Origin of the sequence: Hydrogenophaga crocea, from assembly GCF_011388215.1 — a bacterium.
GTDB classification, from domain to species: Bacteria; Pseudomonadota; Gammaproteobacteria; order Burkholderiales; family Burkholderiaceae_C; genus Hydrogenophaga; species Hydrogenophaga crocea.
This window is the reverse complement of record NZ_CP049989.1, coordinates 2855118-2880164: the sequence shown is the minus strand read 5'-3', so window position 1 is coordinate 2880164 and position 25047 is coordinate 2855118. Positions and strand designations below refer to the sequence as shown.

The following is a 25047-nucleotide window of genomic DNA, read 5'->3' as shown; positions in this document are numbered from 1 at the left end:
CACAGTGCGCGCCATGCAAGTCTCTTCCTCACCCGCCGCGGCCGAAACGCGGGCCGCCTGGCGCATGGCCGCGGGCGGCGCCCTGCTGGGCACGCTGGGCGTGTTCCTGCTCGAATCGGGCAGCGACGCGGCCTCGGCCGCCTGGTTCCGCTGCGCCTTCGGCCTGCTTGCGCTCACGCTGTGGGCCCGGGCCACGCGGCGCACGCCGCTCTGGCGTCTGCCTGCGGGCACGGCGCTGCGCGTGGGCGTGGCCGCGGCGCTGGTGGTGCTGAGCTGGGTGGTGTTCTTCGTGGCCATCCAGCACCTGTCGGTCGGCCTGGCCACCGTGGTGTTCCACGTGCAGCCGCTGTGCCTCATGGTGGCCGGGGCCTGGTGGCTGGGCGAGCCGCTGCCGCGCGCGCGCATCGCGGCGGTGCTGCTGGCGCTGCTGGGCCTGTCGCTGGCCACCGGCCTGCTGGGCAGCGGGGCCGCGGTGTCGTGGCTGGGGGTGGCGCTGTGCGGCGTGGCCGTGGTGGCGCAGACCGCCGTGGGCCTGCTGCTGCGCGCGCGCACCCCGGTGCCGCCGCTGGCCCTGGCCTGGTGGCAGTGCGCGGTGGGCGCGCTGGTGCTGTGGCCCTGGCTGTGGCTGAACGGCTGGCCCGCCTGGGGCCCGGCCTGGGGCTGGCTGGCCGCGCTCGGCGTGCTGCACACGGGGCTGGCCTATGTGCTGATCTATGGCGGCATGGCGCGGCTGGCCACCGCGCGCACCGCGCTGCTGCAGTTCGTCTACCCCGCGGTCACGCTGCTGTGCGACGCGCTGGTCTACCAGCGGCTGCTCGCGCCCGGGCAATGGCTGGGCGTGGGCCTGATGGCGCTGGCGCTGTGGTGGGGCGCGCGGCCAGTCAGCGCGGCGGCGCCGCAGGCGGCGCTGACGCGGCGGGGCTGAGGGCCAGCGGCAGCCACAGGCGCGCGCGCAGGCCGCCGAGCGGGCCGTCTTCGAGCGCGAAGCGGCCCCCGTACACCTCGACCAGGTCGGCCACGATGGCCAGACCCAGGCCGCTGCCTCGGTGCGATTCGTCGAGCCGCGCACCGCGCTGCAGGGCCAGCGTGCGCGCCTCGGGCGCGATGCCCGGGCCGTCGTCGTCCACGCACAGCGCGAGGCCGCCATCCGTGGCCTGCAACGAGAGCTGCACGCGTCGGCGCGCGTGGCGCGCGGCGTTGTCGAGCAGGTTGCCCAGCACCTCGTGCAGGTCGTGCGGCGTGATGCGCGGTGCGGGCAGGGCCTGCGCCTCGTCGGCCGCGATGTCGATGTCGGGGTGCAGCCGCGACAGCGTGCGCAGCAGCGGGGGCAGCACGTCGGCCAGCGGCGCGCGCGCGCCGCCGCTGTGCACCGAGGCCGCGGCGCGCGAGCGCGTGAGCTGGCGGTGGATCTGCCGCTCCATGGCGTCGAGCTGCTCGCGCAGCAGGGCCCGCGCCTCGGGCCCGAGGCCGCTGTCGCGCCCATCGGCCTGCGCGAGCTGGCCCAGCACGGCCAACGGCGTCTTGAGCGCGTGCGCGAGGTTGCCGGCCTGGGCCTCGGCCTCGTCCACCAGGGACTGGCGCTGGCCGAGCAGGCGGTTGATCTCGTCCACCAGCGGCTGCACCTCGGCCGGGTGGTGGCCGTCCAGGCGCGGGCTGTGGCGCTCGCGCAGCGCCGCCAGCGCGCCCTGCAGCCGGCGCAGCGGTTGCAGGCCCAGCCGCACCTGGGCGTGCGAGGCCAGCACCAGCAGCAGCGCCAGCAGCGCGAGCGACGCGCCCAGGCCGCGCGCGAACGAGCGGCTCGCGGCCTCGAGCGCGCTGGCGTCGCTGGCGACGGCGAGCACCACGGCGCCGTCCCAGCCCGCGGGCTGCACGCGGCGCAGCCACACGCGCAGCGGCTCGCCGCGCGGGCCATCGGCGGTCTGCACCCAGGGCGCGGCGCCCGGGGCGTCCGCGGGCGGGGTGGGGGTGAAGGCGGGCGCGCTGTCCCACCACGAGCGCGAGCGCAGCGGCTGGCCCGACGCGGGCAGCGCGAGCCAGTACAGGCCGCTCGCGGGCTGGCGGAACAGCGGGTCGGCGGGTTCGCGGCGCAGGCCCAGCGCGGCGCGTCCCTCGGCGTCGGTCTGCACCTGCAGCGCGGCGGTCACGTCGTCGAGCTGGCGCTGCAGGCGCGCGTCGAACTCGCGCTCGGCGTGCGCGCGGAACAGCCGGTACAGGCCCAGCGCCGCGAGCAGCAGCGCCAGCACCACCAGCACCGAGGCGGCCCATTGCAGGCGGCGCTGCAGCGAGACGGGCGCGCGGCTCATGCGCCAGGCGCCTGGAGCTTGAAGCCCTGGCCGCGCACGGTGGCGATGCTGCCCTCGGGCAGCTTGCGGCGCAGCCGCGCGATGAAGACGTCGAGCGTGTTGCTGTCGCGCTCGCCGGCGTCGTCGTAGAGCTTTTCCACCAGTTCGGCGCGCGAGAGCACGCGCCCCGGGTGGTGCAGGAAGGTGTTGAGCAGCCGGTACTCGAAGGCCGTGAGATCGACCGCGCGGCCGTCCACCTGCAGCGCGCGCGTGCGCGTGTCCAGCCGCAGCGGGCCGTGCTGCAGCACCGGGTGGGCCAGGCCGCTCGCGCGCCGCAGCAGCGCACGCAGGCGCGCGAGCAGCTCTTCGAGCTCGAAGGGCTTGGCGAGGTAGTCGTCGGCGCCCGCGTCCATGCCGTGCACCTTGTCTTGCCAGGAGCCGCGCGCGGTGAGCACCAGCACGGGCACGGTGCTGCCGGCCTCGCGCCAGTGGCGCAGCACGCTCAGGCCGTCGCGCCCGGGCAGGCCGAGGTCGAGCACCACCGCGTCGGGCGGCCGCGTGAGACCCAGGTGCGCGGCGTCCACGCCGTTGTCGGCCAGGTCCACCGCGTAGCCCGCGGCCTGCAGCGCGTTGTCGAGCTGCACCAGCAGGCGGGGATCGTCCTCGGCGACCAGGATGCGCATGGGCTGTGTCAGCGGCGCTCGGGGCGCGGCGGGGCGAACAGGGTTTCGAGCCGCTGGCCCTTGATTTCGGTGAGACTGCCGGTGCGGCCTTCGTAGGTGAGCTCGATCACGCGGCCGTCATCGAGCAGCAGTTCGAGCTCGTACTCGATGCGCCGGCCCTTGCCATCGATCTCGACCTCGATCACGCGGCCGCCGAAGGTGCGCAGCGCGTGTGCCGTGACCTGCGCCAGCGGCACGGCCTCGCCGCGGCGCACCGCTTCCTGCGCGCGGTCCTGGTCGCGGGCCGCGGCGGGCAGGGCCAGCCCGGCAGCGAGCAGCAGCGCGGGCAGGCGGGGCAGGGCGGGGAACAGGCCGGTCACGCGCAGAGCGTGCCACGCGCGGCATGAACGGCGCATGAACGGCGGGTTCATGGGGCGTTCAAGCGCCGCCGGGCACAGTGCCGGCCATGGCGCCACCCGGTGCCATGCCCATCCCCCTTGATCCCGAAAGGAAACACCATGAAGAAAACCTTTGTGCTCATGCCCCTGATCCTGTCGGCCGCACTGGCCCAGGCCCAGGCCCCGGCCGCGCCCGCCGGCCCGGCCGCCATGGGCTTTGGCCAGGTGACCGACGCCCTGCAGCGCCAGGGCTACCGCGACATCCACGAGGTGGAGCGCGAGAGCGAGCGGCTCTACGAGGTGAAGGCCTACACGGCCCAGGGCGAGCGCGTGGAGCTCACGGTGGACGCGCGCTCGGGCGAGGTGCTCAAGACCGAACACAAGGGCGCACGCAAGGGCGATCGCCGCTGAGCGCGCGGCCCGGGCGTCACTCCTCAAGCAGCGAGCGCAGCATCCAGGCCGTCTGCTCGTGCACCGTGAGGCGCTGCACCAGCACGTCGGCCGTGGGTTCGTCGTTGGCCTTGTCGACCAGCTCGAACATGGCGCGTGCGGTGCGCGCCGCGCCTTCGTGGCCTTTGGCCAGGATGGCCACCATCTCCATCGCCTTGGGCGGGGTGGCGGGTGCGTCGGGCAGCGAGCTCAGCTTGGCGAACTCGGCGTAGCTGCCCGGGGCCACGTGGCCCAGCGAGCGGATGCGCTCGGCGATCGGGTCGACCGCGTTCCACAGTTCGGTGTACTGCGCCATGAACATGGCGTGCAGGCTGTTGAACATCGGGCCGGTGACGTTCCAGTGGAAGTTGTGCGTGGTGAGGTACAGCGTGTAGGTGTCGGCCAGCAGGTGGCTCAGGCCCTTGGCGATGGCGGCGCGGTCTTTCTCGCTGATGCCGATGTTCACGGCCATGACGGGCTTGGCGGTCTTTTTGCTCATGGGATCTCCTGGTGAAAAAAAAGCGCAGGGCCCGAGCTTATCGCCGGCCGGTGGCCGCCGTGTTGCGCCCGGTCAATGCGCGTGCCGGGCCCAGCCATGGTCCAGCGGCCCGGGGCCCTGGCCCAGCCGCCAGCCCGCTGCGCCCTGCAGCGCGCCGCGCACGAAGTCGCGCCCCTGCGCCACGGCTTCGCGCAGCGCGAGCCCGCGCGCCAGGCCGCAGGCGATGGCGCTCGAGAGCGTGCAGCCCGTGCCGTGGGTGTTGCGCGTGGCAATGCGCTGGCTCTGCCACAGCGTGGAGCCCTCGGGGTCGATCAGCAGGTCGCTGAGCACATCGCCCACCAGGTGGCCGCCCTTGATGAGCACCGCCTGCGCGCCCAGCGCGCGCAGTTCGGGCACCGCGGCCTGCATCGCGTCCACCGTGGCGATGGGCCGGCCCAGCAGGGCCGCGGCCTCGTCGAGGTTGGGCGTGACCAGCATGACCAGCGGGAACAGTTCGCTGCGCAACGCGGCCACGGTCTCGTCGGTGACGAGCCGGTCGCCGCTGCTGGCGACCATCACGGGATCGAGCACCACGCGGCGCAGGCCGTGGCGCCGCAGCGCGCCGGCCACCGCGCGCACGACCTCGGGCCCGTGCAGCATGCCGATCTTCACCGCGTCGACGCCGATGTCTTCGGCCACGGCGTCGATCTGCTGCGCCACCAGGGCCGCGGGCAGGGCGTGCACCGCGCGCACGCCCTGCGTGTTCTGCGCGGTGACCGCGGTGATGGCCGTGGTGCCGAAGCAGCCAAGGGCGCTGCAGGTGTTGAGGTCGGCCTGAATGCCGGCACCGCCGCCGGAGTCGCTGCCGGCGATGCTGAGGACGCGGGGAGGGGTGGGGGTCATGCGGGGCGTGCCGTGCCGGGCGGGCGGTGCCGCCCCAGGGGCAAAGCGAACGATTATGGGACGCCCCCGCTGGCGCAGGTGTTCCATTGCGTCACACAACAGCCGGGTGGTGCGATGGGGTATTGCCCCGCGGCGCGGGTGGCGCGAGGCTTGCAACCCACAATGCCGCTGCCCCGCAGAGGGCCGAGCATCCGAGGAGACACATGAACATGAATCGCGCCGATCGCGCCTTCGCCCCCGCGCATCCGCTGGCCTGGGGCGCCGCCCTGCTGGCCGCGGCCAGCGCCCAAGCCCAGACCGCCAGCCCGCCGCCCGTGGCCGACGGCGGCGCCCTGGCCCCCGTGGTCATCACCGGCAGCGGCGAGACCGAGGCGCGCTGGCGCGGCAGCGCCTCGGTCGACGTGGTCGACGGCCGCGAGCTGCGCGACGGCCGCCTGCAGATCAACCTCTCCGAAGGCCTGGGCCGCGTGCCGGGCCTGGTGATCCGCAACCGCGAGAACTACGCGCAGGACCTGCAGGTCTCGGTGCGCGGCGCGGGCTCGCGCGCCACCTTCGGCGTGCGCGGCGTGCGCCTGTTCGTGGACGGCATTCCCGCGAGCGCGCCCGACGGCTCGGGCCAGGCCGCGAACTTCCCGCTCGGCAGCGCCGACCGCATCGAGGTGGTGCGCGGCCCGTTCGCGTCGCTCTACGGCGCATCGAGCGGCGGCGCGATCCTGCTCTACACCGAGGACGGCCGCCAGCCCACCGAGTGGCGCAGCGGCCTGGCGCTCGCGGGCAATGGCCTGTGGCGCTTGTCCACGCAGCTCACGGGCCAGACCGGCGACGCGCAGTCGCCGGGCTGGTCGTACACGCTCGACACCGGCCGCTTCGAAACCGACGGCCTGCGCCCGCAGTCGGCCGCCAACCGCAGCACCACCAACGCCAAGCTCTCGCGCGCGCACGAGGGCGGCCGCACGGTGCTGGTGTTCAACCGCCAGACCGCGTTCGCGCTCGACCCGCAGGGCCTGGACCGCGCCCAGCTCAACGCCAACCCCGAGCAGACCACGCCGCAGGCGATCGCCTTCAACACGCGCAAGTCGGTGGCGCAGACGCAGTTCGGCATCGCCTGGGACCAGGCCCTGGGCGGCGGCCACAAGATCGAGCTCATGGGCTACGCGGGCCAGCGCCGCGTGGTGCAGTTCCAGTCCATTCCGCCCACGGCGCAGAACCCGGCCACGAGCCCGGGTGCGGTGATCGACCTCGACCGCGACTACTGGGGCTTCAACGCGCGCTGGCGCCTGCAGCGCGAATGGCAGGGCGGCCAGCTCGACCTGAGCGCGGGCCTGGCCGCCGACCGCCAGGACGACCTGCGCCGCGGCTACAACAACTACACCGGGCCCGCGGGCGCGCCCACGGCCATCGGCGTGCAGGGCAACCTGCGGCGCGACGAGACCAACCGCGCCGACACGCTCGACCCCTACCTGCGCGCGGCCTGGGTGCGCGAGGCGCTCACGCTCGAGGGCGGGCTGCGGCACGTGAACGCCGAGTACCGCTCGAGCGACCGTTTCCTGTCGAACGGCAACGACAGCGGCGAGGTCTCGTACTCGCGCACGCTGCCCGTGGTGGGCGCGCGCTGGCAGCTCGCGCCGCAGCTGCAGCTGTTCGGCAGCGTGGGCCAGGGCTTCGAGACGCCCACGCTCAACGAGGCGTCGTACCGCGCCGGTGGTGCGAGCGGCCTGAACACCGCGCTCAACGCGGCGCGCAGCCGCAGCGCCGAGCTCGGCCTGCGCGGGCGGCACACGGGGGGCCTGTGGAACGCCACGCTGTTCGACATCCAGACCCGCGACGAGATCGTGGTCGAGAGCAGCTCGGGTGGGCGCACCGTGTTCACCAACGCGGGCCGCACGGCGCGCCGCGGGCTGGAGCTCTCGGCCGAGCAGGCGCTGGGCAGCGAGTGGCTGCTGAGCGGCGCCTACACCTACCTGCGCGCGCGCTACGAGGCCTCGGCCGACGCGCGCTTTCCCGCGGGCAATGCGCTGCCCGGCGTGCCGGCGCAGCAGCTCTATGCGCAGCTCGCGTGGTCGCCGGCCTGGGCGCAGGCGGTGGGCGGTGTGTTCACGCTGGAGGCGCGGCACACGGGCCGCGTCTACGTGAACGACCTCAACACCGACGCCGCCGCCAGCCACACGCTGTTCGCACTGGGCGCGCGCTTCGAGCAGGTGGTGGGGCCCTGGACCTGGCGCCAGTTCGTGCGCGTGGACAACCTCACCGACCGCCGCCACGTGGGCTCGGTGATCGTCAACGACGGCAACAACCGCTTCTTCGAGCCGGGCGCGGGCCGCACCCTGGCGGCGGGGGTGGAGTTCGTGCGGCGGTTTTGAGTTTTCTTGGGCTTGTTTCTCGGAGGTGCCTCTTCAGGGCCCATGGCGCGGGTGCCCGTGCTCCGGCGTGCTCGCGGGCGACTGCCCGTGGGCGCAGACAGCCCTTCGTCAACGCCGTGATCTGAGCGCACCCTCTGTGGCAACCGCGAATGGCGCCTGCGCACGGGCACCCGCGCCATCGGCCCCATCGAAGGGCAGGCACACCAGCGCTGGCGCGCCCAGGTTGCTTCGGGGCGGGTGATGGGGTTCGCGGGCGCAGGCGCCATTCGCGGTTGCCACAGAGGGCGCGCACCAGCCAAGGTGTTGACGCCGCGGCGCTGGTGTGCCCGGGCCGCCGCCCGCGAGCACGCCGGAGCCCGCGAACCCCATCTCCCGCCCAGCGAGGTCCCCGAGCGAAACCCCCGGACAAGCCAAGGACAAAGAATCGATCAACGGCCGAATGCAGCGCCCGAACGCGCCGCCGCCGCCCCGGTCGCTCGGTAGCATGCAGCGGACTTGATACCCGGGGGAGGAACCCGGGCCTGTACCAGCCCCTGCCAGGAGCGCCCCGATGCCCCGTCTGCCCTTGCGACCCGCCGCCACGGGTCTGTCCCGCCGCGCCTTCACCGCCGCCGGCGCCGCCCTGATCGCCGCGCCCGCGCTGCACGCCCAGAGCAACCGCATCGTGCTCGGCCAGTCGGCGGCCTTCAGCGGCCCGGCCGCCCAGCTCGGCATCCAGTTCAACGCCGGCGCCCAGCTCTACTTCGACCTGCTCAACCAGCAGGGCGGCGTCAACGGCCAGCGCATCGAGATCGTCAAGCTCGACGACGGCTACGAGCCCGACCGCTGCGCCGAGAACACGCGCCAGCTGCTCTCGCGCGGCTGCACCGCGCTGTTCGGCTACATCGGCACGCCCACCAGCCTGGCCGCGCTGCCGCTGGCCACGCAGGCCGGCACGCCCTTCATCGCACCGTTCACCGGCGCCATGGGCCTGCGCACCCCGTTCAACCGGCTGGCCTTCCACCTGCGCGCGTCTTACAACGACGAGACCGCGCTCATCGTGCGCCAGCTCACCAGCCTGGGCCTCAACGACATCGCGGTGTTCCACCAGAACGACGCCTACGGCAAGGCCGGCCTCGACGGCGTGACGCTGGCCCTGAACCAGCGCAACCTCAAGCCCAAGGCCACCGCCACGGTCGAGCGCAACTCGGTCGACGTGGCGCAGGCCGTGGCCACGCTGGTCGCGGCGCAGCCCAAGGCCATCGTGCAGGTGAGCGCCTACGCCTCGTGCGCGGCCTTCATCCGCGAGGCGCGCAAGGCCGGCTACGGCGGCACCTTCTACAACGTGTCCTTCGTGGGCACGCAGGCCCTGGCCGACGCGCTGGGCAAGGACGGGGCGGGCGTGGTGATCTCGCAGGTGGTGCCCAACCCCTTCACCACCACGCGGCCCATCACGCGCGACTTCCTCGACGCCATCGAGCGCGGCGGCAACAAGGTGCAGCCCAACTTCTCCAGCTTCGAGGGCTACCTGGCCGCGCGCCTGCTCGCCGAGGGCGCGCGCCGCGGCGGCGGCAAGCTCTCGTCGGACGGGCTGGTGAGCGGGCTCGAGGCCATCGGCGACACCAGCTTCGGCGGCTTCCAGATTTCGCTCGGCCCCAACAACCACGTGGCCTCGCGCTTTGCCGAGCTGTCCATGCTCACGGGCGACGGCAAGGTGCGCACCTGAAGCGCTGGCGCGGCGCGCGCGATGCGGGCATGATGCGCGCTGCGCACCGCGCGCCCTGTGCCGTTCCATGACGTCTGCAGACCTGCCCGCTCCGCTGAACACCCCCTCGGCCGTCACCACCTGGCCCCCCGTGCCCGGCGAGCGCTCGCCGCTGGCGCTGATCCTGGTCACCGCCGACCGGCACGTGTGCGCGGCCAACGAAACCGCCACGCGCTGGTTCAACCCGCCGCGGCTCATGCTGCCGCTGGCGCGTTTCCTGGGCATTCCCGAGCACGACCCGCGCGGCGAGGCGCTGCAGGCCTTTCTCGACGAGCTCAAGGCCGATCCGCGGCCCGGCGAGCTGCGCCTGAACCTGTTCCGCGCCAACGGCGAGGTGTTCTCGGCCCTGCTCATGGCCACGCCGCTGCGCGACGCCGAAGACAGCCACCTGGGTTTCGACGCCGTGCTGCTCGACCTCTCGCGCTGGCGCGACCGCGAGGCCCTGGTGCCGCGCACCGAGGTCGAGGTGCTGCAGCGCCGCCTGCAGGCGGCCGAGCGCTCGCTGGGCCTGCTGCGCCGCGAGATGGAGGGCTTCTCGCAGATCCTCGGCCACGACCTGCGCGCGCCGCTGCGCCACGTGCTGGCCTACCTGCGCCTGCTGCGCGAGCGCACCGAAGGGCTGGGCGACGCGGCCATCGACGAATACGCCGCGGGCATCCAGCAGGCCTCGAGCCGCCTGGGCGAGATGGTCGAGGCCATGCACGACTACGTGCACCTGTGCCGGGCCCAGCTCGACGTGCAGGACGTGCCGCTCGGGCCGGTGGTGGCCAGCGTGCTGGGCCACCTGCCGTCGCTGCGCGAGCGCGGCGCGGCGCGCGCGCCCATCGACTGGCGCATCGCCCCCGACCTGCCCACCGTGCGCGGCGACCCCATGCTGCTGGCCCAGCTCTGGCGCCACCTGCTCGACAACGCGGCCAAGTTCACGCGCGGCGTGGCGCAGCCCGTGGTGCACGTGGGCTGGATGCGCGGCAACGACGGCAGCCTGGTGTTCCACGTCGAGGACAACGGCGTGGGCTTCGACCGCCAGCGCGCCGAGAAGCTGTTCCTGCTGTTCCAGCGCCAGCACCACTCCACCGCGTTCGAGGGCCTGGGCGTGGGCCTGGCCATGAGCCACCGTATCGTGGCGCGCCACGGCGGCTGCCTGAGCTGCGACGCCACGCCCGACGGCGGCTGCCGCGTGCGTGTCACGCTGCCCACCGACGCGGTGGACGGGCCGGGCTTCGACCTCGGTTGAACGCGTGCGGAGCGTGGGGGAGAACGCTCAGTCGGGCAGTACGGCCGTGACCTCGATCTCCACCTTGGCGCGCGCCTCGACCAGGCGGCGCACCTCGACGCAGGTCATGGCCGGAAAGTGGCGGCCCATCACCGCGCGGTAGGCCTCGCCGAGTTCGCGCAGGCGCGCGTTGTACTCGTCGCGGTCGAGGACGTACCAGGTCATGCGCACCATGTGCTCGGGGCCCGCGCCGGCGCAGCGCAGCACGTCGTGCACGTTCTGCAGCGCCTGGCGCGTCTGGGCGATGAAGTCGTCGCTCTCGAACCGCTGCTGGCCGTTCCAGCCGATCTGGCCGCCGACGAAGATCTGCGTGCCGCGCGCGGCGATGCCGTTGGCGTAGCCTTTGGCCGGTGCCCAGCCTTCGGGGTGGAGGTGTTGGTGGCTCATGGTGTTTGCTGGCGAAGGGCGAAGCGCTGCAGCTTGCCGGTCTCGGTGCGCGGCAGGCGCTCCACGAACAGCACCTCGCGCGGGTATTTGTAGGGGGCCATGCTGGCCTTGGCGTGGTCCTGCAGCGCCTTCACGAGCGCGGCATCGCCGCTGTGGCCGGGCTTGAGCACCACGTAGGCCACGATCACCTGGCCGCGTTCCTCGTCGGGCCGGCCGACCACGCCGCACTCTGCCACGGCCGGGTGGGCGAGCAGGGCGGATTCGACCTCGGGCCCGGCCACGTTGTAGCCGGCCGTGATGATCATGTCGTCGGTGCGCGCCTGGTAGACGAAGTAGCCGTCGGCGTCGCGCACGAAGGCGTCGCCGGGGAAGTTCCAGCCGTTCTGCACGTACTGCGCCTGGCGCGGCTCGTCGAGGTAGCGGCAGCCCGTGGGGCCGATCACCGCGAGGCGGCCGATCTGGCCGTCGGGCACGGGCTCGCCCTGCTCGTTCACCACGCGCGCGGTGTAGCCCGGCACCACGGTGCCGATGGCGCCGCGCTTGACGGCCTCGGGCGCGGCCGAGATGAAGATGTGGAACATCTCGGTGGCGCCGATGCCGTCGAGCATCTCGATGCCGCTGGCCTGTTTCCAGAGCTGGCGCGTGGCGTCGGGCAGGCCTTCGCCGGCGCTCACGCACAGCCGCAAGGCACCGATGCCGTGCTGCTGCGCGAACGGCGCCATCTGCCGGTAGAAGGTGGGCGCGGTGTAGCAGATGGTGGCGCCCTTCTCGATGATGAGCCTGACCATGGCCTCGGGCGTGTACGGGATCGAGGGAAAGTACACCGAGCAGCCGGCCCACATGGGGAAGATCAGCAGGCCGCCGAGGCCGAAGGTGAAGGCCAGCGGCGGCGAGCCCATCACCACGTCGTCGGGCGTGGCGCGCAGCACGTGGCGCGGCCAGCATTCGCAGGCCGCGAGCACGTCGCGGTGGGTGTGCACCGCGGCCTTGGGCACTCCCGTGGTGCCCGAGGTGAAGGCCAGCAGGGCGATGTCCTCGCCCGCGGTGGGGCAGGGCGCGGCCTGCGCGGGCTGGCCCGCGGCAAGGGCCTCCAGGCCGTCGGCCGCGTCGGAGTTGAAGCGCAGCATCGGCAGGCCGCACTGCGTGGCCTCGAGTTCGGCGGTGAGCGCGGCGTCGCACAGCAGCAGCGCGGGCTGCGCCTTGTCGATGATGGCCTTGAGCTCCTTGGCGCGCAGCAGCGGCATGGTGGCCACCACCACCAGCCCGGCCTGCACCACCGCGAGCCAGGCCAGGGCCATGGCCACGGAATTGCCGCCGCGCAGCAGCACACGGTTGCCGGGCACCAGGCCGCGTTCGCGCACCAGCAGGTTGGCGATGCGGTTGACCGCCTCGCGCGCCTGGGCGTAGCTGAGGCTGCGCGCGTCGCTGCGCAGGAAGGGGCGTTCGGCGTGGCCGTTGGCGAAGGCGCGGTCGAACAGCGCCTGCACCAGGTTCACCTGCGCGGGAATGGCCTGCAGCTCGGGCGTGTCGAAGCGCAGCTCGGGCCAGGCCTCGCGCGGGGGCAGGCGGTCGTGCACGAAGCGGTCGGTCTGGGCGGAGGTCATGGCTTCAGGGCGGCTTTGCCGAGGATGAGCAACTGCACTTCGCTGGCGCCTTCGTAGATGCGCAGCGAGCGGATGTCGCGGTAGAGGTGTTCGACCACCTCGCCCACGCGCACGCCGCGCCCGCCGAACATCTGCACCGCCATGTCGATCACGCGCTGTGCGTTCTCGGTGGCGGTGAGCTTGGCGGCCGCGGCGGCCGCGGTGTAGGCCGGCGTGCCCGCGCCCTGCGTGGGGCTTTCATCGCGCATCCAGGCGGCGCGGTAGGTGAGCACGGCGGCGGCATCGATCAGCGCGCTCATTTCGCCCAGGCGGGCCTGGGTGAGCTGGAAGTCGGCCAGGTGCTGGCCGAACATGCGGCGCTGCCTGGCGTGCGCCACGGCCTCGGCGAAGGCGCGCCGCGCCATGCCCAGCGCGGCCGCGGCCACCGAGGCGCGGAAGATGTCCAGCGTCTGCATGGCGAGCTTGAAGCCGCCGTCGAGCGTGCCCAGCAGCGCGTCGGCGCCCACGCGGCAGCCGTCGAAGCGCAGCGTGGCCAGCGGGTGCGGGGCCATCACGTCGATGTGCGCCGAGCTGTCCAGGCCCGGCGCATCGGCCGGCACCACGAAGGCGCTGATGCCGCGCGCGCCGGCGTCGGCCGTGGTCTTGGCGAAGACCACGTAGAAGTCGGCCAGGCCGCCGTTGCTGATCCAGGTCTTGCTGCCGTCGATGACCCAGCCGCCGTCGACCGCGCGCGCCGAGGTCTGCATGCCGGCCACGTCGGAGCCGGCCTCGGGTTCGCTGAGCGCGAAGGCCGCGATCTGCGCGCCGCTGGCGACCGCGCGCAGGCGCTGCTCGCGCTGCGCCTCGCTGCCCGCGAGCGTGATGCTGCCGCTGCCCAGGCCCTGCATGGCGAACGCGAAGTCGGCCAACGGCGAGTGGAAGGCCAGGGTTTCGCGCAGGACCACGAGCGCGCGCGAGTCGAGTTTGTCGAGCGCGCCGCCGTGCGCCGCGGGCACGCAGTAGCGCAGCCAGCCGGCCGCGCCCAGGCGCGCCACCCAGTCGCGGCAGGCGCGGCGGTCGTCGCGCTCGTCGACCTGCTGCGCCCCGGCCCAGTCAGCCAGGCCCAGCGCGAGCGTGCGGTGGTGTTCGCCGAAGAACGGCAGTTCCCACTGCGACTGCGGCGGGCTCGGGGGGTGGGGGCGATCGAAGGCGACCATGGTGCGTGCTGTTCAGTCGCCTTCGAACACTGGGCGCTGCTTCGCCGCAAAGGCCTCGTAGGCGCGGCGGAAGTCCTGCGTCTGCATGCAGATGGCCTGGGCCTGGGCCTCGGCCTCGATGGCCTGGTCCAGGGTCATGGCCCACTCCTGGTGCAGCATGGTCTTGGTCATGCCGTGCGCGAAGGTCGGGCCCTCGGCCAGCGCCTTCGCGAGCTTGAGCGCGGCGCCGTGCAGCTGCTCGGGCTCGTGCAGCGCGTTGAAGAAGCCCCAGGCGTGGCCCTCGGCGGCGCTCATCGAGCGGCCGGTGAACAGCAGCTCGCTCGCGCGGCCCTGGCCGATCATGCGCGGCAGCAGCGCGCAGGCGCCCATGTCGGCGCCGGCCAGGCCCACACGCGTGAACAGGAAGGCGGTGCTCGCGCGCGGCGTGCCCAGGCGCAGGTCCGCGGCCAGGGCCATCATGGCGCCCGCGCCCGCGCACACGCCGTCGATGGCGGCCACGATGGGCTGCGGGCAGGCGCGCATGGCGCTCACGAGCGCGCCGGTCATGCGCGTGAAGGCCAGCAGCTCGGGCATGCTCATCTTCGTGAGCGGGCCGATGATCTCGTGCACGTCGCCGCCCGAGCAGAAGTTGTCACCCGCGCCGCTCACGATCACGGCCTTCACGTCGGTGGCGCGCTGCAGGCCGGTGAACCAGTCGCGCAGCTCGGCATAGGAATCGAAGGTGAGCGGGTTCTTGCGCTCGGGCCGGTTGAGCGTGACCGTGGCCACGCCGTCGGCGATGGACAGCGCGAAGTGTTTCGGGGCGGCCGCGGCCGGGCCGTACTGGCCGCGCATGGGGTTGTGGTCGGGGATGGGGTGTTTCATTCGGCGGCGTCGTTGAGGCGGTGGTTGAGGTCGAGCTGGTGCTGCTTGACCTTGCCGAGCAGCTTGTGCAGCTGCTCGAGGTCGCGCGGCGACAGGCCTTCGAAGGCCTCGACGATCCAGTGCTCGTGCTGTTCGGCCATCTGGGCGAAGGCGCGGCGGCCGCGCTCGGTGAGGCGCACGCGGAACACGCGGCGGTCGCCTTCGACGCCGGTGCGCTCGACCAGGCCTTCGGCCACGAGCTGATCGGTGATGCCGGTGACGTTGCCGCCGGTGACCATGAGCCGGTGCGACAGCTCCTTCATCTTCAGGCCCTCGGGGTGGCGTTCGAGCTGGGCCATGAGATCGAAGCGCGGCAGCGTGGTGTCGAAGTGCTCGCGCAGGCCGGCGCGCACGCGCTTTTCGATCAGCTGCGAGCAGGTGAGCAGGCGCAGCCACAGGCGCAGCGCGTGCGCGTGCTCGCTGTGGGCGCGCGCTTCGAGGTCGAGGTTTTCGATGTCGTTCACTTGGCGGCCTCTTCCTCCTCGCGCACCGCCTGCTGGCGCGCGATCTCGCGGTAGAGCTGGTCGCGCCCGCTCAGGTAGGGCGCGGGCCAGGTCACGGCGCGGGTTTGCAGCTTGGCGGCTTCGTGCAGCGTCCAGGCCGGGTTGGCCAGGTGCGGGCGCGCCACGGCGCACAGGTCGGCGCGGCCGGCGGCCACGATGCTGTTGGCGTGGTCGGCCTCGCTGATCGCGCCCACCGCCATGGTGAGGATGTCGACCTCGTTGCGGATGCGGTCGGCGAAGGGCGTCTGGTACATGCGGCCGTAGACCGGCTTGGCCGCGCGCGTGGTCTGGCCCGAAGAAACGTCGATCACATCGCAGCCCGCGGCCTTGAAGAGGCGCGCGATGGCCACGGCGTCGTCGGGCGTGTTGCCGCCCGGGGCCCAGTCGTGCGCCGAAATGCGCACGCTGAAGGGCTTGTCGGCGGGCCACACGGCGCGCATGGCCGCGAACACCTCGAGCGGGTAGCGGCAGCGGTTCTCGAGCGAGCCGCCGTAGTCGTCGGTGCGCTGGTTGGTGAGCGGGCAGATGAAGGCCGAGAGCAGGTAGCCATGCGCGCAGTGCAGCTCGAGCCAGTCGAAGCCCGCGGCCGCGGCGCGCCGCGTGGCGGCCACGAAGGCGGCGGTGGTGGCGTCCATGTCGGCGCGCGTCATGGCGCGCGGCACCTGGTTCTGCGGGCCATAGGGCACGGCGCTGGCCGACAGCAGCGGCCAGTTGCCGGCCGGCAGCGGCTCGTCGATCGCGTCCCAGCCGAGCTGGGTCGAGCCCTTGGGGCCGCTGTGGCCGAGCTGGATGCCGATCTTCGCGCCGTCGCCGTGGGCGTGCGCGAAGTCGACGATGCGGCGGAACGCGGCCTCTTGTGCGTCGTTCCACAGGCCGGGGCAGCCCGGGGTGATGCGGCCCTCGGGCGTGGGGCTGGTCATCTCGACCATGACCAGCGCCGCGCCGCCCGCGGCGCGCGCGCCCAGGTGCATCAGGTGCCAGTCGCCCACCACGCCGTCGGCCGCCTTGTACTGCGCCATGGGCGAGACCACGATGCGGTTCTTGAGCGCCACGCCGCGCACCTGCAGCGGCAGCAGCATGGGCGGGGTGGGGTGCCGGGCGGGTGCGGTGCCCGCGCGCTGCGCGAGCCAGTTCTCGTAGTCGCCCAGCCACTTGGCATCGCGCAGGCGCAGGTTCTCGTGGCTGATGCGCTGGCTGCGCGTGAGCAGCGAATAGGCGAACTGCTCGATCTCCATGCCGGTGTAGCGGTCCACATGCTCGAACCACTCGGTGGAGTTGCGCGCGGCGTTCTGGATCTTGAGCACCTCGACGCTGCGGCGCGCCTCGTAGGCCTGCAGCACCGTGGCCACGTCGGCCTCGGGGTGGCGTTCGAACTCGTCCGCGAGATCGATCGCGTCTTCGAGCGCGAGCTTGGTGCCGCTGCCGATGGAGAAGTGCGCGGTGTGCGCCGCGTCGCCCATGAGCACGATGGGCGTGCGCCGGCCCGCGACGTCCTGGTGGTGGACCCAGGTCTTGCAGATCACGCGCGGGAAGCGGATCCAGATCGCCGAGCCGCGCAGGTGAGCGGCGTTGCTGATGAGGCGGTGGCCGTCGAGGTAGGGCGCGAACAGCTTTTCGCAGAAGGCGATGCCGTCTTCCTGGCTCATCTGGTCGAGGCCGTGCGCCTGCCACACGTGCTCGGGCGTTTCCACGATGAAGGTGGAGGTGTCGGCGTCGAACTTGTAGGCGTGGGCCTGAAACCAGCCGTGCTCGGTGGGCACGAAGGCGAAGGTGAAGGCGTCGAAGGTCTTCTTGGTGCCCAGCCACACGAAGCGGCACTGGCGGGTGTCGATGTCGGGCTCGAAGGTGCTGGCGTAGCGCGTGCGGATGCGGCTGTTGAGGCCGTCGCTGGCGATCACGAGATCGGCCTGGTACTGCGCGGCCAGGGCCTGGTCGTCGGTGACGTCGGTCTCGAACACCAGGTTCACGCCCAGCGCCTGGCAGCGCGCCTGCAGGATGTTGAGCAGCCGCTTGCGGCCGATGCCGCAGAAGCCGTGGCCGCCGCTGCGCACGCTGCGGCCCTTGTAGAACACCTCGATGTCGTCCCAGTGGTTGAAGGCGTCACCGATCTCCTGCGCGGTCACCGGGTCGGCCCGGCGCAGGTTGCCCAGGGTCTGGTCCGAGAGCACCACGCCCCAGCCGAAGGTGTCGAAGGGGCGGTTGCGCTCGACCACCGTGACCTCCAGCGACGGCTGGCGCTGCTTCATCAGCGCCGCGAAGTACAGGCCCGCCGGGCCACCACCGATGCACAGGATGCGCTGCAGAGAGGTTTTCATACCTAATTAGTTTAGATTTGAAATATCTCGCCACAACGGGGTAAACCCGTAGCCCGGGGCGCCGCGGTGGCGCCATTCGGCGGAAGGGCGTATCTTTTTGCGACCGGGCCTGTTTCGGCCGCTGGCCTTGGGAGAATCCGTCCATGACCGTGTACCGATTCAAGTCCCGCGAAACGGGCGACCTCGTGATGCTGCGCCCCCACGGCCAGCGCCTGCTCGAAATCATCGGCAAAGACCCGCACAGCCCGGGCGTGCTGCAACCCGAAGAAATCCCGCGCGCGATCGAGCGGCTGCGCGCCGCGGTGGCGGCCGAAGAGGCCGAACAGAAACCCGCGGCCGATGAGGCCGATGGCGACGACGACAAGGCCGCCGAGGGCGCGGCCGTGAGCCTGCGCATGCGCAGCGCCCCCTTCATCGAGATGCTGGAGCGCTGCCTGAAGGCGGACGTCGAGGTGGTCTGGGGGGTCTAGTCGACCTTCGCGCCCGAGGCCTTGACCACGGCCTCCCACTTCCTGATCTCGGCGTCGATCAGGGCCGCGAACTCGGCCGGCGTGTTGCCGCTGGGGATGGCGCCCTGCGAGAGCAGGCGTTCCTTCACCACCGGCGCGTTGAGCGCCTTGGCGGTTTCCTGCTGCACGCGGTTCACCACCTCGGCCGGCGTGCCCGCGGGCGCGAGCAGGCCGAACCACGAGCTGGCCTCGAAGCCGGGCAGCTTGCCCGCTTCGGCCACGGTGGGCACGTCGGGCAGGGCGGCCGAGCGCACCGCGCTCGTCACCGCGAAGGCCTTGAGGTTGCCGGCCTGGATGTGCGGCATGGCCGAGGGCAGGTTGTCGAACATCACGTCCACCGCGCCCGCGAGCAGGTCGGCCAGCGCCGGGCCCGAGCCGCGGTAGGGGATGTGCGTCATGAAGATGCCGTTGCGGGCCTTGAACAGCTCGCCCGCGAGGTGGATGGACGTGCCGTTGCCGCTCGAGGCCATGTTGAGCCGGCCCGGCCGCGCCTTGGCAAAGGCCACGAACTCGGCCACCGAGCCGATGCCGAGCTCTTGCGCGCGCTTGGTGCTCATGACCATCACGTTGGGCACGCCGGCCACCAGCGTGATGGGCGCGAAGTCTTTCTGCGGCTCGTAGGGCAGCTTGCTGTAGAGCGATTTGTTGATGCCGTGCGTGCCCACCGTGCCCATGAGCAGGGTGTAGCCGTCGGCCGGCGACTTGGCCACGAGCTCGGCGCCGATGTTGCCGCCCGCGCCCGCGCGGTTTTCCACCACCACGCTCTGGCCGAGCGCGCGGGTGAGCTCGGGCGCGAGCGTGCGCGCGAGGATGTCGGTGGTGCCGCCGGGCGCGAAGGGCACCACGATGCGAATGGGCCGGCCGGGCCAGGCGCCCTGGGCGAAGGCGGTGGGCAGGGCGCCGGCGGCGGCCAGCGCGAGCAGGTGGCGGCGGTTCAGGCGGTTCTGGCGGTTCTGGCGGTTCGTGTGGGGGCTCATGCGTGTCTCCTTCGCAGTTGTTCGATCTGCCCGCGCAGCGCCACACCGGTTTCGATGCCCAGTTCGCGGGCGGCTGCGTTGGCGTGGCTGACCACGCCGTCGGCCAATGTACTGTCGGCCTGACCGATGCGGGCGCTCGTGTGCGACACCGCGCACGCGGCCAGACCGGCGGCCTGCAGCTCGGCCAGGCCCGCGATGCCGGCCGCGTCCTTGCCCACGCCGGCGTCGTTGAACACCGAGAGCAGCGGCCGCGCCGCGATCGCGTAGCGCGAGGAGCTCAGGCCCCCGTGCGAACCGCTCAAAGCAATGCAGCCCGCGTCGGCGGGCTGCAGCTGGGTGATAGAGTCGATGACCCGGAGCGCGATCACGGCGAAGGCGCTCCGGGGCCCGTTCAGTCCGCGTACTGGCCGGCGGCGTCGATCACCGTCTTGAGCTTGGTGATCTGGTCGGCCACGTACTTCTTGTGGCCTTCCGGCGTCATGCGGCCGTCGGTCACCACGATGGCGCCCAGCTCGTCCTGCTTCTTGATGAAGTCGGCGTCCTTGAGCGACTTCACGAGCGCGTCGTTGAGCGTCTTGAGCACCGGGGCGGGCGTGCCCTTGGGGGCGTACATGCCGTGCCAGATGGTCAGCTCGAAGCCCTTGAGGCCCATTTCCTGCAGCGAGGGGTAGTCCTTGAGCACGGGGTGCTTGCTCAGGGGCTTGGCGGTGGTGACCGCAAAGGCCTTCACGCGGCCGCCTTCGATCTGCGAGGTGGTGTTGGTGGTCTGGTCGCACATCACGTCGACCTGGCCGCCGATGAGGTCGTTCATGGCCGGGCCGGTGCCGCGGTAGGCGATGGTGGTCATGGACTTGTCGAGCTTGACCGCGTGCTGCCACATCAGGCCGCACAGGTGCGAGGCCGAGCCCAGGCCGGCGTGCGCGAGGTTGAGCTTGCCGCCGTTGGTGCGGATGTAGGCCTCGAAGTCGCGGTAGGTGTTGGCGTTGAGCTTGTTCGAGCCCAGCAGCGTCATCGGCACGTCGTTGATCATGCCCACGTACTCGAAGTCCTCGAGCGGCTTGTAGGGCAGCTTGCGGTAAAGGCCGGCGGTGGCGGCCATGCCGATGTGCCAGACCAGCAGGGTGTGGCCGTCGGGGGCCGCGCGGGCCACCTTGGCCGCGCCGATGGTGCCGCCCGCGCCGGCGGCGTTTTCCACCACGATGTTGGCGTTGGGGATGTACTTGCGCATGGTCTCCGCGAGCTGGCGGGCCACGAGATCGGTCGGGCCGCCGGCGGCGAAGGGCACCACAAAGGTGATCGGTTTGCTCGGGAATGCCTGTGCGAACGCGCCCAGCGCGAACGTGGCGCCCAGGGCGAGGGTGACGAGCTTCTTCATGAAGTACCTCCGGTAGGGATCGATGAACGGAACCGCCGGATGCTATTCGGCGGCCCGTTGTCGGGAATCGCGGAAAGTACGTAGCCCGACCCCTGGGGAAACCCGGTCGTAAACGGCCCCGCCACGGGCCTCACTGGTAGCTGCGCGCGTCTTCGATCACCTTGCCGTCATTGGGCAGGCTGCCCGGGGCCAGCAGCTCCACGTCGCTGCGCAGCTTGGTCACGTCGCGCACGGCGTGGGCGATGGCCTCGCGCAGCGCCTCGCCGTGCTCGGTGCTTTCCACGCGCAGGCACATGCGGTCGTTGGCCATTTCGCCGCTGACCACCAGCCGGGCCTTGCGCACCTGCGGGAAGCGGCGTGCCACGTCGGCCACCTGGCCCGGGTGCACGAACATGCCGCGCACCTTGGTGGTCTGGTCGGCCCGGCCCATCCAGCCCTTGATGCGCGGCGCCGTGCGGCCCGTGGGGCAGGCGCCGGGCAGCACGGCCGACAGGTCGCCGGTGCCGAAGCGGATCAGCGGGTAGCCGGGGTTGAGCGTGGTGACCACGAGCTCGCCCACCTCGCCGTCGGGCACGGGCTCGCCGGTGCCGGGGCGCACGATCTCCACGATCACGCCCTCGTCGAGCACCAGGCCTTCGCGGGCCGCGGTCTCGTAGGCCACCAGGCCCAGGTCGGCGGTGGCGTAGGTCTGGTACACGGTGACGCCGCGCTCGGCGAACCAGGCCGTGAGGCTGGGCGGGCAGGCCTCGCCGCCCACACTGGCCTTGCGCAGGCTGCCGATGTCGGCGCCCGTCTCGGCGGCCTTTTCGATCAGGATGCGCAGAAAGCTCGGCGTGCCGGTGTAGGCATCGGGCCGCAGCTCGGCCACGGCCTGCAACTGCTGCTCGGTCTGGCCCGTGCCCGCGGGGAACACGGTGCAGCCCACGGCGTGCGCGCCGGCCTCGAGGATGAAGGCGCCCGGGGTCATGTGGTAGCTGAAGGCGTTGTGCACCAGCTCGCCGGCGCGAAAGCCGGCAGCGAACAGCGCGCGCCCGGTGCGCCAGTAGTCGCGCACCGCGCCCTCGGGTTCGTAGATCGGGCCGGGCGAGGCGAAGATGCGCGACATCTGCGGCCCGCGCACCAGCGCCGAGAAGCCGCCGAAGGCGTCGCGCGCCACCTGTGCGCGCTGGCGTTCGAGCAGCGCGCTCTTGCGCGTGACGGGCAGCTGCGCGAGCGCGGCGCGGCTGTTGACGGCGGCCGCGTCCACACCGCGCAGGATCTCGGCGAAGGCCGGGCTGCTGGCCTGGGCGTGCGCGACCTGCCGCGCCAGCGCGGCCATGTGTTCGGCCTCGCGTTGTGCGGGCGGGCGCGTTTCGAGCGCGTCGAAGTGTTCGTTCATCAGGCCAACCAGCGCTTTCTGCGTTTGTAGCTTTTCACGTCCTTGAAGCTCTTGCGCTCGCCGCCGCCCATGCCGAGGTAGAACTCCTTGACGTCCTCGTTGTTGCGCAGGTCGGCCGCGGCGCCGTCCATCACGATGCGGCCGCTTTCCATGATGTAGCCGTAGTCGGCGTAGCGCAGCGCCATGTTGGTGTTCTGCTCGGCGAGCAGGAAGGTGACCTTCTCCTTCTGGTTGAGGTCCTTCACGATCTCGAACACCTCTTCCACGATCTGCGGCGCCAGGCCCATGGAGGGCTCGTCGAGCAGCACCACGTTGGGGTTGGCCATGATCGCGCGGCCGATCGCGCACATCTGCTGCTCGCCGCCGCTGGTGTAGGCGGCCTGGCTGGTGCGGCGCGTCTTCAGGCGCGGGAAGTAGGTGTAGACCTTCTCGAGGTTGCGCGCGACCTCGGCCTTGTCCTTGCGGGTGTACGAACCCGTCATGAGGTTCTCTTCGATGGTCAGGTGCGCGAAGCAGTGGCGGCCTTCCATCACCTGCACCACGCCGCGCTGCACCAGGTCGGCCGGCGAGAGGTTCTCGATGCGCTCGCCGCGCAGCTCGATGCTGCCCTTGGTGACCTCGCCGCGCTCGCCCTTGAGCAGGTTGGAGATGGCGCGCAGCGTGGTGGTCTTGCCCGCGCCGTTGCCGCCCAGGATGGCCGCGATCTGGCCTTCCTGGACCGTGAGCGAGACGCCCTTGAGCACCAGAATCACGTGGTTGTAGATGACCTCGATGCCGTTGACGTTGAGGACGGGGGTCGGAGTACTCATGAAGGTTCCTTGGGACTCATGTGCAAGGGCAGCGCGCCGCCCTTGCAGATGACGCCGCGCCCGGCGGGCGCGGCGGGGGTCGTCGATCAGCTGCCGCAGTCGGATGCTTCGCGGCGGCTCATCTTCTTGTCGGCCAGGTACTTGTCGGCGCCGGCCTTCACCATGGGCTTGATGATCTGTTCATCGGCCTGCATGAAGTCGGAGCTGAAGTTCCACTTGGCGCCGTCCCAGGTGTGCACGCGCGCCCAGGTCGAACCCATGTGGTCGTTGCACGAGGTGGACAGCGGGCGCATGACGCCGGCGAAGCCCAGCGCGTCGAGCTTCTTCTGGTCGAGCGCCAGGTTCTCCAGGCCCCAGCGCACCTGCTCGCCGGTCATGACCTTGCCCTTGCCGAAACGCTCCTGCGCGCGGCGCACGGCCTCGACGCTGAGCATCTGGATGATCACGCCGCGGGTGTACAGCACCGAGCCCACTTCGTCCTTGGGGCCCGTGCCCTGGCCCTTGTCGTGCACGTGCTTGAGGATCTCCTGGATCACCTTGGGCTGCGTGCCCGAGGTGTTGAGCGCGAGCGCGTTGTAGCCCTTGGCGCCCTGGCCCACGTCCTTCACGTCGGGTTCGGCACCGGCCCACCACACGCCGTACATCTTCTCGCGCGGGTAGCCCGTGGCCTGGGCTTCCTTGAGGGCGGTGGAGTTCATCACGCCCCAGCCCCACAGCAGCACGTAGTCGGGGCGGCTCTGGCGCACCTGCAGCCAGGCGGCCTTCTGCTCCACGCCGGGCGCGGTCACGGGGATGAGCTGCAGGTCGAAGCCATGCATGCGCTGGCGTTCCTGCAGCAGGGGGATGGGCTCCTTGCCGAACGGCGAGTCGTGATAGACCAGCGCGATCTTCTTGCCCTTGAGCTTGTCCAGGCCGCCTTCTTTCTGGCCGATGTGCTGGATCAGGATGTCGGCGCCGGTCCAGTAGCTGCCCATGAGCGGGAAGTTCCACTTGAAGGCGTTGCCGTCCTGCGCCACCGACAGGCCATAGCCCAGCGTGATCAGCGGGATCTTGTCGGTGGGCACCTTCTCGGTCAGCGCGAAGGTGATGCCGGTGGCCTGCGGGTCGAACAGGGCCACACCCGGGCGGCTCTTGAGGCGCTCGTAGCATTCCACGCCGCGGTCGGTGGCGTAGCCGGTTTCGCATTCTTCGAACGTGAGCTTCACGCCGTTGATGCCGCCATCGCGCGCGTTGATGAGCTTGATGTAGTCCTGCTTGCCGTTGGCCCAGGGCGTGCCGTTGGGGGCGTAAGGCCCGGTGCGGTACGACAGCAGCGGGAAGAACTGCTCCTTGGCCTGCGCTTGCGCTTGGGCGCTGGTGGTGACCAGCGCGGACATCCCGGTCGCCACGGCGGCGACAGCGAGGATCAGTTGACGAAGCTTCATGGTTTGTCTCCTGGTTGGAAGGAAGGACGCGGACGGAAAAACGGGAGCGGGCTTGCTCAGTGCGGGAAGGGCCACAGGCGCAGCTTCTGCTTGCCGATGGACCACAGACGAGCCAGCCCGTGCGGCTCGACGATCAGGAACCAGACGATCAGGCCGCCGAACACCATGAGTTCGACGTGCGAGACCGCGGCGGTGGACATGGTCATGCCGAACAGGCCGGCGATCTCGGGCAGCACCTGGTTGAGCACGATGGGCAGCACCACGATGAAGCCGGCGCCGAAGAAGGCCCCCATGATCGAGCCCAGGCCACCGATGATCACCATGAACAGCAGGCGGAAGGACACGTCGACACCGAAGGCCGCGGGCTCCCAGGCGCCCAGGTAGACGAAGGCCCAGAGGCCGCCGGCCACGCCGATGATGAAGCTGCTCACCGCGAAGGCCGTGAGCTTGGCGTACATGGGGCGGATGCCGATCACCGCCGCGGCCACGTCCATGTCGCGGATGGCCATCCACTCGCGGCCGATGGCCGAGCGCACCAGGTTCTTCGCGAGCAGCGCGAGCACCACCAGCACCGCGAGGCAGAACAGGTATTTGCTCACCGCGCTCTCGATCGGCAGGCCGAAGACCTGCAGGTTGTTCACCGAGACCGAGCCCGAGGGCGAGTCGTTCACGAACCACTTCACGCGCAGGAACATCCAGTCGGCGAAGAACTGCGCGGCCAGCGTGGCCACCGCGAGGTACAGGCCCTTCACGCGCAGGCTGGGCAGGCCGAACAGCACGCCGAACACCGTGGCGCACAGCCCGCCGAGCAGCAGCGCCGGGATCAGCGGCATGCCGGGAATGCGCACGAAGAAGTTGTAGGCCATGTAGGCGCCCACCGCCATGAAGGCGCCCGAGCCCAGCGTGATCTGGCCGCAATAGCCCACGAGGATGTTCACCCCGAGCGCGGCGAGCGACATGATCAGGAAGGGGATCAGGATCGCGCGCATCAGGTAGTCGCTCGCGAGCATGGGCACCGCGAGGAAGGCGAAGGCGATGAGCGCGAGGATGAGCCAGCGGTCCTGTGCGATCGGGAAGATCTGCTGGTCGGCGCGGTAGGAGGTCTTGAACTGACCGTTTTCCCTGTAGAACATGTGTC

Annotated in this window: 24 protein-coding genes; 6 read left to right on the top strand and 18 right to left on the bottom strand. The window is 71.6% G+C overall.

The annotated features are described in order from the left end of the window. The first annotated feature begins 13 nt into the window (after window positions 1-13). Window positions 14-925, top strand: coding sequence for a DMT family transporter (locus G9Q37_RS13555; protein WP_166227849.1), 912 nt, complete (start codon window positions 14-16; stop codon window positions 923-925). Here G9Q37_RS13555 and G9Q37_RS13550 read toward each other — a convergent pair. Genes G9Q37_RS13550 through G9Q37_RS13540 form a run of 3 tightly spaced genes read right to left on the bottom strand, consistent with a single transcriptional unit; the run spans window position 882 to window position 3375 of the window. Next, the gene (locus tag G9Q37_RS13550) at window positions 882-2303 is read right to left on the bottom strand and encodes a sensor histidine kinase (protein ID WP_166227847.1); all 1422 of its coding nucleotides are present in this window, start codon (window positions 2301-2303) and stop codon (window positions 882-884) included. The two genes, G9Q37_RS13555 and G9Q37_RS13550, sit on opposite strands and share 44 nt — an antisense overlap. After that, entirely contained in the window at window positions 2300-2965 is a 666-nt protein-coding gene (locus G9Q37_RS13545; protein ID WP_166227845.1) for a response regulator transcription factor, read from the bottom strand. The genes G9Q37_RS13550 and G9Q37_RS13545 overlap by 4 nt, the downstream gene beginning before the upstream one ends. Window positions 2966-2973: 8 nt before the next feature. Next, window positions 2974-3375, bottom strand: a complete 402-nt coding sequence (locus tag G9Q37_RS13540) for a PepSY domain-containing protein (RefSeq protein WP_166227844.1) — start codon at window positions 3373-3375, stop codon at window positions 2974-2976. An 87-nt stretch (window positions 3376-3462) separates the two neighbouring features. Between G9Q37_RS13540 and G9Q37_RS13535 the strand changes: the two genes are divergently transcribed. Next, entirely contained in the window at window positions 3463-3753 is a 291-nt protein-coding gene (locus tag G9Q37_RS13535; RefSeq protein ID WP_166227842.1) for a PepSY domain-containing protein, read from the top strand. A 16-nt stretch (window positions 3754-3769) separates the two neighbouring features. Here the strand turns inward: G9Q37_RS13535 and G9Q37_RS13530 are convergent, their stop codons facing one another. Continuing rightward, a complete protein-coding gene (locus G9Q37_RS13530) occupies window positions 3770-4270 on the bottom strand; it encodes a Dps family protein (protein ID WP_166227840.1) in 501 nt (166 codons plus the stop codon). Window positions 4271-4342: 72 nt separating this feature from the next. Continuing rightward, entirely contained in the window at window positions 4343-5152 is an 810-nt protein-coding gene (gene thiD, locus G9Q37_RS13525; protein WP_166227838.1) for a bifunctional hydroxymethylpyrimidine kinase/phosphomethylpyrimidine kinase, read from the bottom strand. A 209-nt stretch (window positions 5153-5361) separates the two neighbouring features. Between thiD and G9Q37_RS13520 the strand changes: the two genes are divergently transcribed. The 3 genes from G9Q37_RS13520 to G9Q37_RS13510 all read left to right on the top strand — a co-directional run bounded on the left by G9Q37_RS13520 (window position 5362) and on the right by G9Q37_RS13510 (window position 10490). Then, window positions 5362-7512 carry a TonB-dependent receptor family protein gene (locus tag G9Q37_RS13520; RefSeq protein ID WP_166227837.1) on the top strand — a complete coding sequence of 717 codons (2151 nt, stop codon included), beginning with the start codon at window positions 5362-5364 and terminating at the stop codon, window positions 7510-7512. Between the two features lie 550 nt (window positions 7513-8062). After that, window positions 8063-9217, top strand: a complete 1155-nt coding sequence (locus G9Q37_RS13515; protein WP_166227835.1) for an ABC transporter substrate-binding protein — start codon at window positions 8063-8065, stop codon at window positions 9215-9217. A 67-nt stretch (window positions 9218-9284) separates the two neighbouring features. Continuing rightward, on the top strand, window positions 9285-10490 hold the full coding sequence (locus G9Q37_RS13510) for a sensor histidine kinase (RefSeq protein ID WP_166227833.1): 1206 nt from the start codon (window positions 9285-9287) through the stop codon (window positions 10488-10490). A gap of 27 nt (window positions 10491-10517) precedes the next feature. On the opposite strand, the gene G9Q37_RS13505 is transcribed toward G9Q37_RS13510, so the two are convergent. The 6 genes from G9Q37_RS13505 to G9Q37_RS13480 are packed head-to-tail and all read right to left on the bottom strand — an operon-like array spanning window position 10518 to window position 17437. Continuing rightward, a complete protein-coding gene (locus tag G9Q37_RS13505) occupies window positions 10518-10916 on the bottom strand; it encodes a RidA family protein (RefSeq protein ID WP_166227831.1) in 399 nt (132 codons plus the stop codon). Further along, window positions 10913-12520, bottom strand: coding sequence for an AMP-binding protein (locus G9Q37_RS13500; protein ID WP_166227829.1), 1608 nt, complete (start codon window positions 12518-12520; stop codon window positions 10913-10915). Before G9Q37_RS13500 ends, G9Q37_RS13505 begins: the two co-directional genes overlap by 4 nt. After that, window positions 12517-13716 (bottom strand): acyl-CoA dehydrogenase family protein, encoded by a 1200-nt coding sequence (locus G9Q37_RS13495; RefSeq protein ID WP_166227827.1) that lies wholly within the window; start codon window positions 13714-13716, stop codon window positions 12517-12519. The genes G9Q37_RS13500 and G9Q37_RS13495 overlap by 4 nt, the downstream gene beginning before the upstream one ends. A gap of 12 nt (window positions 13717-13728) precedes the next feature. Next, window positions 13729-14580: an enoyl-CoA hydratase family protein gene (locus tag G9Q37_RS13490; RefSeq protein WP_166227825.1), complete on the bottom strand. Its 852-nt coding sequence runs from the start codon at window positions 14578-14580 to the stop codon at window positions 13729-13731. Continuing rightward, entirely contained in the window at window positions 14577-15083 is a 507-nt protein-coding gene (locus G9Q37_RS13485; RefSeq protein WP_205710648.1) for a MarR family winged helix-turn-helix transcriptional regulator, read from the bottom strand. The genes G9Q37_RS13490 and G9Q37_RS13485 overlap by 4 nt, the downstream gene beginning before the upstream one ends. Beyond that, window positions 15080-17437: a bifunctional salicylyl-CoA 5-hydroxylase/oxidoreductase gene (locus G9Q37_RS13480; protein WP_166227823.1), complete on the bottom strand. Its 2358-nt coding sequence runs from the start codon at window positions 17435-17437 to the stop codon at window positions 15080-15082. Before G9Q37_RS13480 ends, G9Q37_RS13485 begins: the two co-directional genes overlap by 4 nt. 143 nt (window positions 17438-17580) lie before the next feature. On the opposite strand from G9Q37_RS13480, the gene G9Q37_RS13475 reads away from it, so the two are divergent. Beyond that, window positions 17581-17907: a DUF1840 domain-containing protein gene (locus G9Q37_RS13475; protein ID WP_166227821.1), complete on the top strand. Its 327-nt coding sequence runs from the start codon at window positions 17581-17583 to the stop codon at window positions 17905-17907. Here the strand turns inward: G9Q37_RS13475 and G9Q37_RS13470 are convergent. The 7 genes from G9Q37_RS13470 to G9Q37_RS13440 all read right to left on the bottom strand — a co-directional run bounded on the left by G9Q37_RS13470 (window position 17904) and on the right by G9Q37_RS13440 (window position 25042). Continuing rightward, window positions 17904-18923 (bottom strand): tripartite tricarboxylate transporter substrate binding protein, encoded by a 1020-nt coding sequence (locus tag G9Q37_RS13470; RefSeq protein ID WP_166227819.1) that lies wholly within the window; start codon window positions 18921-18923, stop codon window positions 17904-17906. The genes G9Q37_RS13475 and G9Q37_RS13470 overlap by 4 nt on opposite strands. After that, window positions 18920-19291, bottom strand: coding sequence for a hypothetical protein (locus G9Q37_RS13465; protein WP_205710647.1), 372 nt, complete (start codon window positions 19289-19291; stop codon window positions 18920-18922). The genes G9Q37_RS13470 and G9Q37_RS13465 overlap by 4 nt, the downstream gene beginning before the upstream one ends. Before the next feature lie 23 nt (window positions 19292-19314). Next, window positions 19315-20298, bottom strand: a complete 984-nt coding sequence (locus tag G9Q37_RS13460) for a tripartite tricarboxylate transporter substrate-binding protein (RefSeq protein WP_166227817.1) — start codon at window positions 20296-20298, stop codon at window positions 19315-19317. A gap of 130 nt (window positions 20299-20428) precedes the next feature. Continuing rightward, the gene (locus G9Q37_RS13455; RefSeq protein WP_166227815.1) at window positions 20429-21676 is read right to left on the bottom strand and encodes a phenylacetate--CoA ligase family protein; all 1248 of its coding nucleotides are present in this window, start codon (window positions 21674-21676) and stop codon (window positions 20429-20431) included. After that, window positions 21676-22485: an ABC transporter ATP-binding protein gene (locus tag G9Q37_RS13450; protein ID WP_166227813.1), complete on the bottom strand. Its 810-nt coding sequence runs from the start codon at window positions 22483-22485 to the stop codon at window positions 21676-21678. The genes G9Q37_RS13455 and G9Q37_RS13450 overlap by 1 nt, the downstream gene beginning before the upstream one ends. A gap of 86 nt (window positions 22486-22571) precedes the next feature. Beyond that, the gene (locus G9Q37_RS13445) at window positions 22572-23909 is read right to left on the bottom strand and encodes an ABC transporter substrate-binding protein (RefSeq protein ID WP_166227811.1); all 1338 of its coding nucleotides are present in this window, start codon (window positions 23907-23909) and stop codon (window positions 22572-22574) included. 56 nt (window positions 23910-23965) lie between these two features. Continuing rightward, window positions 23966-25042: a branched-chain amino acid ABC transporter permease gene (locus tag G9Q37_RS13440; protein ID WP_166227809.1), complete on the bottom strand. Its 1077-nt coding sequence runs from the start codon at window positions 25040-25042 to the stop codon at window positions 23966-23968. Window positions 25043-25047 lie beyond the last annotated feature (5 nt).

Coding starts and splice junctions, on each gene's coding strand:
- G9Q37_RS13555 (WP_166227849.1), top strand. CDS start 14: ATGCAAGTCTCTTCCTCACCCGCCGCGGCCGAAACGCGGGCCGCCTGG.
- G9Q37_RS13550 (WP_166227847.1), bottom strand. CDS start 2,303: ATGAGCCGCGCGCCCGTCTCGCTGCAGCGCCGCCTGCAATGGGCCGCC.
- G9Q37_RS13545 (WP_166227845.1), bottom strand. CDS start 2,965: ATGCGCATCCTGGTCGCCGAGGACGATCCCCGCCTGCTGGTGCAGCTC.
- G9Q37_RS13540 (WP_166227844.1), bottom strand. CDS start 3,375: ATGAACCCGCCGTTCATGCGCCGTTCATGCCGCGCGTGGCACGCTCTG.
- G9Q37_RS13535 (WP_166227842.1), top strand. CDS start 3,463: ATGAAGAAAACCTTTGTGCTCATGCCCCTGATCCTGTCGGCCGCACTG.
- G9Q37_RS13530 (WP_166227840.1), bottom strand. CDS start 4,270: ATGAGCAAAAAGACCGCCAAGCCCGTCATGGCCGTGAACATCGGCATC.
- thiD (WP_166227838.1), bottom strand. CDS start 5,152: ATGACCCCCACCCCTCCCCGCGTCCTCAGCATCGCCGGCAGCGACTCC.
- G9Q37_RS13520 (WP_166227837.1), top strand. CDS start 5,362: ATGAATCGCGCCGATCGCGCCTTCGCCCCCGCGCATCCGCTGGCCTGG.
- G9Q37_RS13515 (WP_166227835.1), top strand. CDS start 8,063: ATGCCCCGTCTGCCCTTGCGACCCGCCGCCACGGGTCTGTCCCGCCGC.
- G9Q37_RS13510 (WP_166227833.1), top strand. CDS start 9,285: ATGACGTCTGCAGACCTGCCCGCTCCGCTGAACACCCCCTCGGCCGTC.
- G9Q37_RS13505 (WP_166227831.1), bottom strand. CDS start 10,916: ATGAGCCACCAACACCTCCACCCCGAAGGCTGGGCACCGGCCAAAGGC.
- G9Q37_RS13500 (WP_166227829.1), bottom strand. CDS start 12,520: ATGACCTCCGCCCAGACCGACCGCTTCGTGCACGACCGCCTGCCCCCG.
- G9Q37_RS13495 (WP_166227827.1), bottom strand. CDS start 13,716: ATGGTCGCCTTCGATCGCCCCCACCCCCCGAGCCCGCCGCAGTCGCAG.
- G9Q37_RS13490 (WP_166227825.1), bottom strand. CDS start 14,580: ATGAAACACCCCATCCCCGACCACAACCCCATGCGCGGCCAGTACGGC.
- G9Q37_RS13480 (WP_166227823.1), bottom strand. CDS start 17,437: ATGAAAACCTCTCTGCAGCGCATCCTGTGCATCGGTGGTGGCCCGGCG.
- G9Q37_RS13475 (WP_166227821.1), top strand. CDS start 17,581: ATGACCGTGTACCGATTCAAGTCCCGCGAAACGGGCGACCTCGTGATG.
- G9Q37_RS13470 (WP_166227819.1), bottom strand. CDS start 18,923: ATGAGCCCCCACACGAACCGCCAGAACCGCCAGAACCGCCTGAACCGC.
- G9Q37_RS13460 (WP_166227817.1), bottom strand. CDS start 20,298: ATGAAGAAGCTCGTCACCCTCGCCCTGGGCGCCACGTTCGCGCTGGGC.
- G9Q37_RS13455 (WP_166227815.1), bottom strand. CDS start 21,676: ATGAACGAACACTTCGACGCGCTCGAAACGCGCCCGCCCGCACAACGC.
- G9Q37_RS13450 (WP_166227813.1), bottom strand. CDS start 22,485: ATGAGTACTCCGACCCCCGTCCTCAACGTCAACGGCATCGAGGTCATC.
- G9Q37_RS13445 (WP_166227811.1), bottom strand. CDS start 23,909: ATGAAGCTTCGTCAACTGATCCTCGCTGTCGCCGCCGTGGCGACCGGG.
- G9Q37_RS13440 (WP_166227809.1), bottom strand. CDS start 25,042: ATGTTCTACAGGGAAAACGGTCAGTTCAAGACCTCCTACCGCGCCGAC.